At 46.1% G+C, this 10,995-nt stretch carries 8 protein-coding genes; 4 read left to right on the forward strand and 4 right to left on the reverse strand.

The genetic code is table 11. From position 1 onward, the window contains the following. Positions 1–72 precede the first annotated feature (72 nt). The 3 genes from L865_RS0114600 to arrB all read left to right on the forward strand — a co-directional run bounded on the left by L865_RS0114600 (position 73) and on the right by arrB (position 4,705). A complete protein-coding gene (locus tag L865_RS0114600) occupies positions 73–987 on the forward strand; it encodes an SMP-30/gluconolactonase/LRE family protein (RefSeq protein ID WP_037471256.1) in 915 nt (304 codons plus the stop codon). A gap of 440 nt (positions 988–1,427) precedes the next feature. Continuing rightward, a complete protein-coding gene (arrA, locus tag L865_RS0114605; RefSeq protein ID WP_028773911.1) occupies positions 1,428–3,989 on the forward strand; it encodes an arsenate respiratory reductase molybdopterin-containing subunit ArrA in 2,562 nt (853 codons plus the stop codon). A gap of 11 nt (positions 3,990–4,000) precedes the next feature. Further along, a complete protein-coding gene (arrB, locus tag L865_RS0114610; RefSeq protein WP_028773912.1) occupies positions 4,001–4,705 on the forward strand; it encodes an arsenate respiratory reductase iron-sulfur subunit ArrB in 705 nt (234 codons plus the stop codon). A 55-nt stretch (positions 4,706–4,760) separates the two neighbouring features. On the opposite strand, the gene L865_RS0114615 is transcribed toward arrB, so the two are convergent. Beyond that, positions 4,761–5,117, reverse strand: a complete 357-nt coding sequence (locus tag L865_RS0114615) for a metalloregulator ArsR/SmtB family transcription factor (protein ID WP_028773913.1) — start codon at positions 5,115–5,117, stop codon at positions 4,761–4,763. Between the two features lie 155 nt (positions 5,118–5,272). Next, positions 5,273–5,848, reverse strand: coding sequence for a nucleoside triphosphate pyrophosphohydrolase family protein (locus L865_RS0114620; RefSeq protein WP_028773914.1), 576 nt, complete (start codon positions 5,846–5,848; stop codon positions 5,273–5,275). Between the two features lie 299 nt (positions 5,849–6,147). On the opposite strand from L865_RS0114620, the gene nhaC reads away from it, so the two are divergent. Then, positions 6,148–7,674: a Na+/H+ antiporter NhaC gene (nhaC, locus tag L865_RS0114625; protein WP_028773915.1), complete on the forward strand. Its 1,527-nt coding sequence runs from the start codon at positions 6,148–6,150 to the stop codon at positions 7,672–7,674. 28 nt (positions 7,675–7,702) lie between these two features. Here nhaC and L865_RS0114630 read toward each other — a convergent pair whose 3' ends face one another. Together L865_RS0114630 and L865_RS0114640 are read right to left on the reverse strand one after the other, a co-directional pair. Then, complete coding sequence (locus L865_RS0114630) at positions 7,703–9,412, reverse strand: winged helix-turn-helix domain-containing protein (RefSeq protein ID WP_157577593.1); 1,710 nt, start codon at positions 9,410–9,412, stop codon at positions 7,703–7,705. Between the two features lie 347 nt (positions 9,413–9,759). Beyond that, complete coding sequence (locus L865_RS0114640; protein ID WP_028773917.1) at positions 9,760–10,617, reverse strand: delta-class carbonic anhydrase; 858 nt, start codon at positions 10,615–10,617, stop codon at positions 9,760–9,762. Between the last annotated feature and the right edge of the window lie 378 nt (positions 10,618–10,995).

Consider the following 10,995-nt stretch of genomic DNA (forward strand, 5'->3'; position numbering starts at 1 on the left):
CGGTTGTTTACGGGGTTATTTAGACTTAGAACAGCTGGCAATATCACTACAATCAAAGGGCAAATCACCACTATGGGATTAACAATAAAATTTAAACTTGTCGCGGGTATTAGCGTGTTAGCCAGTGCATTATCAGCACCTTTGTCTGCTCATCAAACTGACACCAGTGAGTCGCTTAAAAGCCAAGACTGGGTTGCCGCTGGCACTTTTACTCAGGGAGTTGAAGGCCCAGCATTGGATAAACAAGGTAACTTATACGCGGTTAACTTTGGCCAAGAGGGCACCATTGGACGAGTAGATAGCAATGGTCATGCGAGTTTGTATTTGAGTTTACCTGAAGGGTCTATTGGCAATGGTATTCGCTTTGATGCTAAACAAAATATGTATATTGCTGATTATATGGGACATAACATTCTTAAAGTGGCTGCTAACAGCACTGAAGTGAGTGTTTATGCCCACAATGCTGACATGAACCAACCCAATGATATTGCCATTATGGATAATGGTATTTTATTTGCCAGCGATCCTAACTGGGCCGAAAGTAGTGGCCAATTGTGGCGTATCGATACCCAAGGTCAAACACAGCTGTTAGAGCAAGCGATGGGCACCACCAATGGCATTGAAGTTAGCCCAGACAATCGCACTTTGTACGTCAATGAAAGCGTGCAGCGTAAAGTTTGGCAATATGATCTCAGCGCCGAGGGCGAAGTCAGTAACAAACGCCTACTGATTGCCTTTGATGACCATGGACTCGACGGCATGCGCACTGATAATCAGGGCAATTTATACATCGCTCGTTATGGTGCTGGCGTGGTGGCGGTAGTATCACCAGTAGGTAAGCTCATGTATACCATTGAACTCACAGGTCAGCACCCGACCAACGTTGCGTTTGGTGGAGAAGATGGCCGTGATCTCTATATCACCATGCAAAAACGCGGTGCGATTGAAAAAGTACGCGTTGCCAATGCTGGGCGTAATTTTAATTAAACTGCCGGGCCGTGATTAGGGCATTCAACTACCATTGCGGCCAATTACCACCAAATCATTACAATTTAATGACCAAATCCTGATTAATTTGGTCAACTAATGACAGTGACCTAAAGCACAAAATTGACTTGTTTATTTTATCTGCAAAAGCTTGGCTTAGATAGAGCAGGTTAGATCGCCATTTTGGTGATCTGAAACCCACTTTACTTGTTGTTAAATAAACAATTAATGTTATTTTAAGTAAAGTTTGACTGTTTCCTCTATTGCCTGCTAGAAGCCGCCGTTATCCCACTACCCACCACATGATTAAGCAGATGCTAAAGCGATAATCTGTGATTGATCGCACACCTTGAAACTACTTGTTCTGCCTCTTTAGGTGTATACATACGATAAATCGCATATGCAATATTGTATATATGAAGTTTGCCAAGGGTGATGATATGAGCAAAAAAATCCAAATAAGCCGCCGAGCTTTATTAAAGTCTAGTGCGGCGACAGCGGCGCTATCTGCTACGGGTTGTAGCACGACAGCGGTTGAGCCAATGGTTGAAGCCATTGAAAATGAGTTACCAAAATCTGATGCGTTGACGGGCACCGGTAAGTGGGTCGGTACCACTTGCCAAGGTTGTACCTCATGGTGTGCCAAACAGGTCTACGTGATGGATGGCCGCGCGGTCAAAGTGCGCGGCAATGTTAATTCTCAGGTTCACGGCGAGTCGAGCTGCCCACGCCAACACCTTAGCTTACAGCAGGTGTATGACCCAGATAGAGTCCGCACTCCGCTTATACGTACTAACCCTAAGAAGGGTCAGCAGCATGACCCAATGTTTAAACCCATTTCTTGGGATGAAGCATTGGATTTGTTGGCGGATAAAATCATTAATTTACGTAACGCCGGCGAAGCCAATAAATACGCCTTGCTACGTGGACGCTACTCGCACATTAATGAGTTTGTTTATAAACATCTCACCAACATGATTGGCTCGCCCAATAATATCTCTCACAGTTCAATTTGTGCAGAAGCCCATAAAATGGGGCCCTATTACCAAGATGGTAACTGGGGTTATAACCAATATGATGTCGCCAATGCCAAATTCATTTTGTCATTTGGCGCTGATCCCATCGCCAGTAACCGTCAGGTTTCTTACTACTCTAAAACTTGGGGTGATGCCTTAGATCAGGCCAAAGTGGTGGTGGTGGATCCAAGACTGTCAGCGTCGGCGAGCAAAGCCCATAAATGGATCCCTATTGAGCCTGCCAAAGACAGTGTTTTGGCGCTAGCTATTGCCCATGTCGCTTTGGTTGAAGGCGGTTGGCATAAGCCATTTGTGGGTGACTTTAAAGACGGTAACAATCAGTTTGTTGCGGGCAAAACGATTGCTGCAAGCCAGTTTGATGAAAAGTATACCCACGGCTTGATTGAGTGGTGGAACTTAACGCTTAAAGATTGCACGCCAGAGTGGGCGGCAGAGCAAACGGATATTGACCCACAAACCATTATCAGTATTGCTAAGGATATGGCGGCGGCAGCACCAGCGGTGCAGGTTTGGACCTCACGCGGCGCCGTTATGCACACTCGCGGGACTTACACCTCTTTTGCTTGCCATGCACTTAATGGCCTATTTGGTGGCATTGATAATAAAGGCGGACTGTTCCCTGCCAATAAAATCAAGTTGCACAAAAGTTTCCCTGATTCGAAACCCTATCTTGATGATATTGCTAAAAAGACGGTTAAGAGCCCGAAAATTGATCAGCGTGGCACCTTGGCGTTTCCTGCACTTAAAAAGGGCAAATCGGGTGGTGGCGTGATCACCAGCAATGCGCCAAATGGCATGCTAAGCGCCGATCCTTATGAGATCAAAGTGATGTTGGCTTATTTCAATAACTTCAACTTCTCTTCGCCAGAAGGGCAGCGCTGGAATGAAGCGTTGAGCCAGCTGGAATTCATGGCGCATATCACCACCAATATCTCTGAGTTCAGCTGGTTTGCTGACATTATCTTGCCTGCTAACCACCATATGTTTGAAAAATGGGGGGTATTAGATTCGATTGGTAACGGTGTTCATCAAGTTTCAGTGCAACAACCTTCTATCGACCGCTTGTGGAACACTAAGGATGATGAATCTGAAATTCCTTATTTGCTAGCGAAAAAACTGGCGGAAAAAGGCTTCGACAAGCCTTGGCGATACATCAACGAGCAGTTACTCGATCCTGAAACTCAGCAACCCGCAAAAAATGAGCAAGAGTTCGGTAAATTGTTGGTGCGCTATGTTACCGCGCCACTTTGGCAACCGGGTGCAGACAAGTACGGTGAAGACCTAGGTTCGTGGGACAAGTTTGTAGAAGCCGGTGTGTGGAATAGCCACCCATACAAGCTCAAGACGCGCTGGGGTAAGTTTAAAACCGAAACCAAGCAGTTTGAGTTTTACAGCAAAACCTTAGAGACCGCCTTAGGCAAACATGCCAAAAAACACAGCGTGAGTGTTGATGAGGTGATGGCGGCTTGTGAATATGAGGCCCGCGGAAAACTGGCGTTTGTGCCCCATTATGAAGCGCCGTATCGGTTTGGTGATGCGAAACAATATCCGCTATTGCTGGTGGATCAAAAGTCACGTCTCAACAAAGAAGGGCGTTCAGCCAATACCCCTTGGTACTACGAATTTAAGGATGTCGATCCAGGCGATAAGGTCGAAGTGGATACGGCTAAGTTAAACCCGATTGATGCACAAAATCTGGGTATCAAAGATGGCGATAACATCATTGTGAGTAGTCCGGTGGGTCAGTTGAGCTGCACAGCGGCGCTGTGGGAAGGGGTTAGACCCGGCACCGTGGCTAAGTGTTTTGGCCAAGGCCATTGGGCCTATGGACGTCACGCCAGTCTGAAGTTTGGTAGCCAAGTTCGCGGTGGCAATAACAACGATATTATCGCCGACAGATACGATAGGCTCAGCGGCGCGTCGGCCTTCTATGGTCATATCCGTATTCAAGTCAGCAAAGCCTAAAGGAGCATATTATGAAATTAGGAATGGTCATTGATCTTCAAAAGTGCGTAGGCTGCGGCGGATGCGATTTAGCCTGTAAAACAGAAAACAACACCGCGGATGGCATTAAATGGTCGAATCATATCAACGTCACTGAAGGTCGTTTCCCTGACGTGAAATACAGCTATGTGCCGACGCTATGTAACCACTGCGATAACGCCGCTTGCGTTAATGTGTGCCCAACTGGGGCGATGTACAAAGATAAGCGCGGCTTAACATTGCAGGATAACGATAAGTGTATTGGCTGCATGAAGTGTGTACGGGCTTGTCCGTATGGCGTCATCAGTTATAACCGACAAGTGCCGCATCGTGAGTGGCAAGATGACAGTGTGTTGGTGGCTCAAGGTACGGCGTCACCACATTTATTACTTAAGCAAACGGGCAGCAAAACCACCCCGTATGTTAACCCTGAACGTGGAGACACTTATCCGCAGACGCGTCCACGCAGAACGGCAGAAAAGTGCACCTTGTGCGACCACAGATTAGATCAGGGCTTGTTGCCTGCTTGTGTGAGTGCTTGTCCATCTGGGGCGAGAGTGATTGGTGATTTAGCCGATCCTAACAGTGAAGTTTCGCGTCTGATAAAGATGCATGGCAGCAAACAGATGAATCTGGAGGCTGGCACCCAACCGAATGTGCATTACATTCGCAGTTTTAATGTCAAAACTATCTATTAAGCTTTAGGGCTTTTGTGTCACTTAGACCTAACTTGTCAGATTCTGGCAAGTTAGGTTATTTTTTACATAAAATCATGGGGCGATTTTGGGTATCGCCAACAGCGTTCAGCTTACTCAAAGGGGTGGCAATTAATGCTTGGTTTGCTGAATAAGTTTCGTTGAGCACTTGCTGTGCCCACTGCGGCAAATTGGGATTAATTGAATAATAGATCCATTGCCCTTGACGACGGTTAACCACTATCTCTGCCGTTTTTAGTAGTGCTAAGTTACGCGAAATTTTCGGCTGCACTTCATCCAGTGCCTCACTAAATTCACACACGCACAATTCACCTTCTGCCTTGAGCATTAACAAGATGGAGAGCCGAATTGGATCGGATAGAGACTTAAATAGAGTGATCGGTGCTAACTGCATGTTGGTTCGTCAATTTATTAAGTGATTATTGGTGACTACGTTGCGCTGTACCGCTACGGTAGTCAATTTAGTCTAAGAAACGCTACCGTTAGGTCAATGTTACTTAGGCATTGCTTACAAGGCAACTGTCATCGACAGCAGCCTTGGCAGCGAGGTTACTTGACTAACTTGGCAAGGTCAGCCGGACGATAATAGACAGATTTAAGGACTTTGCCTTGGCGTACGACTTTACCATCCATATCGACGTCTTTAGCACATTTAGCAATGATAAAGTCGCCTTTGCTGCTGCCGACAATCTCTACCCCTTGTTTAGCATAAAACTCAACGGTTTCAGCCAACTCTTGCTCATTGCGACAAACTTTACTCATGTTGCTTGAATGCACTTCATCCCAGCAAGTGATGAAATCGATGTCGCGATTCTTGGCAACGTGTAGCAGCAGATCAATCAGATAGCTGATCTCTAGACGATCGCTAACTTGGCTGGCACCTAAGTGCACTAAACGGCCCATTAATACGTAAACCGAATCGACAATGGCATCGGCCTGTTCTACACGGCAATCAGCTTCAGCTAATTCTGTTAACTCTTCAATCGCCAATGACGTATGCAGCGTGTCGGCTTGGTCATCTAAGCTGCTGGGATCTTCAATTGGCAGATCGAAGGTCGAGCGAAACTGATGGATATCAGCATAAAGGTGATCATAGATAGGTTGAGTCAGTGCCGTTAGTTGCATGGTGTAAAAGCCTTTGAGCGGAAATCATTTAGGGGCAGATTTTAAGGGATAGCCGCAATAATTGAAAGGCACATGCTCGCTTTATTCGCCAAATAGAGGTGTTGAGCAATTCGTGTTTATGCTCATTAAATGCATAAACAATACGATTAACGCCTTAGTAATGAATTTTTAGTGATTAATAGCTGATAACGCCAGTATTCATGCGGGTTGCAGGCCAGCGTTGATTGGACAAGGTTGTTGCTTATATGTAAACATTGCTGGCTATTTAATACCAAAAAATAACAATAATAGGATTGACCATGGCAGCAGGATCCCCGCCTCAGGAAGAGGTTACAACGCCACAGGCAAGCAGTAAAAAACACCGCACTCCCACTTTGATAGATGCACTGACTCCTATGTTGGCATTGGTCGTCATGTTGGCGATGGCGGTGTATCTATTCTCATCCGACAGCTCTGCTGGCGCCAATCAAATCGCGCTGATTATCGCCGCATGTATTGCCATGATTGTCGGTGCCAAAAACGGCTATAGCTGGGCAGAGATGGAAAAAGGCATTGTAAAAGGTGTCGGCCTCGCCACAGGCGCGTTGTTGATTTTGTTTTCCGTCGGGTCGTTAATTGGCACTTGGATATTGTCCGGTACGGTGCCGACCATGATTTTCTATGGCATGAAGCTACTTAACCCTGAATACTTCTATGCGGCATCTTGTCTGCTATGCGCGATAGTCGCGCTCAGTATTGGCAGTTCTTGGACTGTGGCAGGCACCTTAGGTATTGCACTTATTGGCGTGGCGAGTGTGATGGGCTTAAGTGTCGAAATTGCGGCGGGCGCCATCATTTCTGGCGCTTACTTTGGCGACAAAATGTCACCCATGTCTGATACCACTAACTTGGCTCCTGCTGTTGCTGGCAGCGATCTTTTTGCCCATATTCGTCACATGGCTTGGACTACTACCCCGAGTATTATTATTGCGCTTATCGGCTTTGTTTTATTAGGACTCAGTGGCGGCAGCACTCAAGCTGAAAACGATCTGCAACAAACTATGGCGGTATTACAAGCGCAATATCAACCGAGCATACTGCTGCTGTTACCCTTACTGGTGGTGTTACTGCTAGCGTATAAAAAGATGCCCGCTTTTCCTACGGTGATATTAGGTACGTTAGCTGGGGCTGTGTGCGCGTTAGTGTTCCAATTTGATGGGGTGCTGGCATTAGCCAACGACAGCAATCTACCTATGCTGCTGGCGTTGGTTAAAGGCTTGTGGGTCGCCATGTTTGACGGCTATGTGGCCAACACCGGAAGTGAGGTATTAGATAACTTACTTAGCCGCGGCGGTATGAGCAGTATGGTGACCACAGTCTGGTTGATTATTTGTGCCATGGCGTTTGGTGGCGTGATGGAACGCACTGGGCTTTTGCAACGGATACTACAAAGCATCATGCAGTTAGTTAGCTCTGGCCGCAGTCTGATTATGACCACTTTAGTCAGTGCGATTGGCGCCAACTTAGTCACCGGCGATCAATACATTGCGATCTTGCTGCCCGGTAGAATGTTGAAAGTGGAGTATGGCCGCTATGGCCTAGCGCCGGTGAACTTGAGCCGCGCATTAGAAGACTCAGCAACCATCACTAGTCCACTGGTGCCTTGGAATACCTGTGGTGCCTACATGGCTAGCACATTGGGGGTCGCGACTTTGGCTTATCTGCCATTTGCGTTCTTCAATCTTATCTGCCCGCTAATCAGTGCCGCTTACGCTTACTATGATTTTAAAATTGTTAAGCTCACCGCCGAGCAACGTCAAGCGCTACAAGCCACCACACCGGCGTAGCGCTTTCCTGTATAGGTGGTTAAGCTAGCTATTGTTGAGCGAGAATATGTTTATCGATTTCGCTCAACAATTGCTGAAACTGCGGCTCCGCCACTTGCAGGGCAAAGCTGGGGTGATCTTCAATTAGCGATCTTTGCAGCACACCTTGATTGATCGCTTGAATAAGGAAGCGTTGGCTTTGGGAGCTGTCATTCGCGCTGGCATACAACATCGCCAATGCCAAGCTATCGCTGCCCCTGTCTGAACCGCTTGCCTGCTGATTGAGATAATGGCTAATCAATTGTTGCCACTTAGCCGCTAGCGTCGCATCTTGCTGCCACACAGCGGCATTTTGAGTGCCTACATGGCAGAAAAATCCCAGTAGCTGACCTTGTTGTTGACGCTGCGGGTTATTGGATGCGCTTAGGGATTGGGCCAGCTGCTGACTTTGTCGATAGTCACCTAAGTAATATTGAGCTTGGGCTAAGCCATAGGTAAACGCCAAATTTGCTTGGTTAGTTGGCTTAGTGAGTAGTTGCTGATAGTGACTGACAGCTTGTTGATAAAGGCCTTGGCTGATATACCACTGACCCATGCTGGTACTGGCAAGCTGCGAGTCAGGTTGTAGCTGCAGCGCTTTATTGAGCACGCCTTCAGCCTGCAGATATTGGTTAAGAGCAATATAAATAAGGCCGCGATGTACTAAGTTAACCGAGTGATTGCTATCAAGTTGCAAGGCTTTACTATTCCAACTGAGTGCTTGTTTTAGCTGGCCTATCTCTCGGTACAAGTAACTCACGTTGGCCATCGCTTCGGCAAATTGGCTGTGCTTATCAAGCGCTTTGAGGTTGGCATTGATCGCCTTAACTAGCCAGCCCTTGTTGTAGTAGGCCAGTCCTAGCGATTTGTAACCTAGGGCCAAATCGGGCTGTAGTGCAATGGCTTTATACGCCGCATCAATCGCCAAGGTTTGCCATTCATTAGGGCCATTAAACTGGTATACCCCCTGGCTATAGGCGTCGGACAAACCCGCATAGGCTTCGGCTTTTTGAGGGCTGAGGGCAATAACAGACTGAAATAGGTCGATGGTATGCAAGTTATCTTCTGCACGATAACGATGGTAGTAATCGAGGCCTTTTTGGTAGAGTTCGTTATCGAAGCTATGAGCTGTGGCACTTTGGGCGGTGGTTTGCTGGGTTTTTTGTAGGGGGGCGCTGGCAGACATTAGCAGTGCCATACAGACAAATAGCATCAGTAAGGTTAGTAAACCCAATGAGGTCATTTTCCAGTAAAGCGGATAATTGCTGCCTTTACTGGGACTAATATGAGTATCTGTGGCTAAAGCTAGCCGACTGGACTGACCGGTTTCTGCTATGGGAGTGGCATCGACGTTGGCAATAATGCGATAGCCACGTCCGCGAATGGCCTCGATATAGCGCGGTGCAGCGGCATTATCTTGCAGCGCACGGCGCAGCAATTTGACCCGTTGCTTTAAGGTTTCGTCACCAACAACCGCATCGGGCCACACCGCGGCAATCAATTCGCGCTGACTGACAATCGCTGGCGAGGCTTCTAATAATACCCATAGCAAACGATAGCTAAGCCATGGCAACTTTATCTCTTCACCTTGTTGGTTAACTAAGGTGCCCAGCTGGGTGTTGAGGGTGAGATCCGCAAACTGATAACGAATATTGATAGTGCCGTCCTTAAGCATTTTATTATTGTTTTTATCGGGCGTTATTGAGGAATTAATCTCCACTTTACTTAGCTTTCACCAATTATCAATGGCTTTCACCAAGCTTCACCGTCTATTACTGCGGCTTTCACCAATATTCAACTTCAATATTTATCAGTTAGTTAAGCTAGTAAAGCTAGTAGCAGGATAAAAGCAGCCATTACAGGCTTACGGATGATAGAAGGCGGGAAGAGCAATGAAAGCGACGCTGGTGTGCGGATATTTGGTGAGTGACTGTTTAGTGTGGATAGTAAATTGGTTATGGCAATGGTTACTGCAGCCTTTGGTACTGATTGGCTAGCAGAGTTATGCTGGAAACTATCCAGTATGCTTTACCATTCGAGGGTAAAACATACTGGAAAGGCCGTTTGCTAGTTTACACCGGCATTGGAAAGTAGCTTGGGATTGGTGACTAAGTTACGCACACCGTGGGCATGATCTTCATCAAATACGTTACCTGTTAACCATTGACCCACTGAGTGAATGTCTACTTTCATGACTTGAGGACGGACCCTCCAGCTAACTTGCAGTGGTGAGGCTTGCTCATTAAAGCTTGGCCCTGTTGTTGAGCCGGCATATTCAATGGCAGTGCCAGTATCATTAGGGATATTTAATGCTTGATGGTAGCCATTACGTTGGCCTAATTCAGTTAAGGTCATAAAGTTGGCGGCATCGGTGTCATTAACGAGCACAAAAACTTGGGTTTCCACTCGTAGCTGTGGATTGGCAATTGATTCGCTTAAACAAGCCCCTAGGGTTGGCCCAGGTGTTACATCGGCACTTGAATGAACGTAGTGTACTTCAATGGTGTCACCAGGGTTAAGACTGTGTTTTTCACCCCCAATAATATCCGATATAGGAGTAAGTTCCTTTTCGCTCAGTTCGCCTGCATAGACGTATCCAGAGTGATAACCTTTGCCGTTACCATTACCCGCATATTGAGTAAATTCCCCCCCTTGGTGCTCAGCGTTCTTATGGAAATGAATGTTACATAGATTCATCTTGCTATAGTGAGGCGCAGCAGCAAATGTGCGTTGATTTTCGCCTGCTAGGTTATCAATGTTTCTGGGGGATTGGGGGCCAAATCCTTGCCCAGCAGTATTTGCCGCTAGTGCTGATCGCTGGGCTTTAATAACACTATCTGCAACTGGCTGTTGAGATGAGCCAGCAAAAGCAGATAATGGCAAAAGCAGCGATATTGACGAGGCAAGAATTATATTTTTCTTCATGGGTTACCTTTTTAAATAAAGTTGATCGTGTTTCCTTTTTGGAATTTATTTAACTTTATCTTGTGATGTCAATACTCACCCAATAAATAATAATAATTAAATAATTATTATTTGTCTGTGCAACGTTATCTTAATATAGACTGTTGGCCTTGGTTGTAATATGGGGTTTTTATATTTTTTGCAGATTTTTTGTTTGTTTCACTTTTAGTTGTTGAAACCTGTGTTTACTGGTTGTTGTGATTGTAGCACTCTAGATTGAACATCTTTTAATATAGGTTTGTTTTATGGTTTTTTATTAGTTGTATAAATCTATTAGCTAAGTGAGCATGATTAAACCTGCTTAATTTGTATCAGCAGATGAAAATTATTGAAGTGAAT

Source organism: Shewanella waksmanii ATCC BAA-643, from assembly GCF_000518805.1.
Taxonomy (GTDB): Bacteria; Pseudomonadota; Gammaproteobacteria; order Enterobacterales; family Shewanellaceae; genus Shewanella; species Shewanella waksmanii.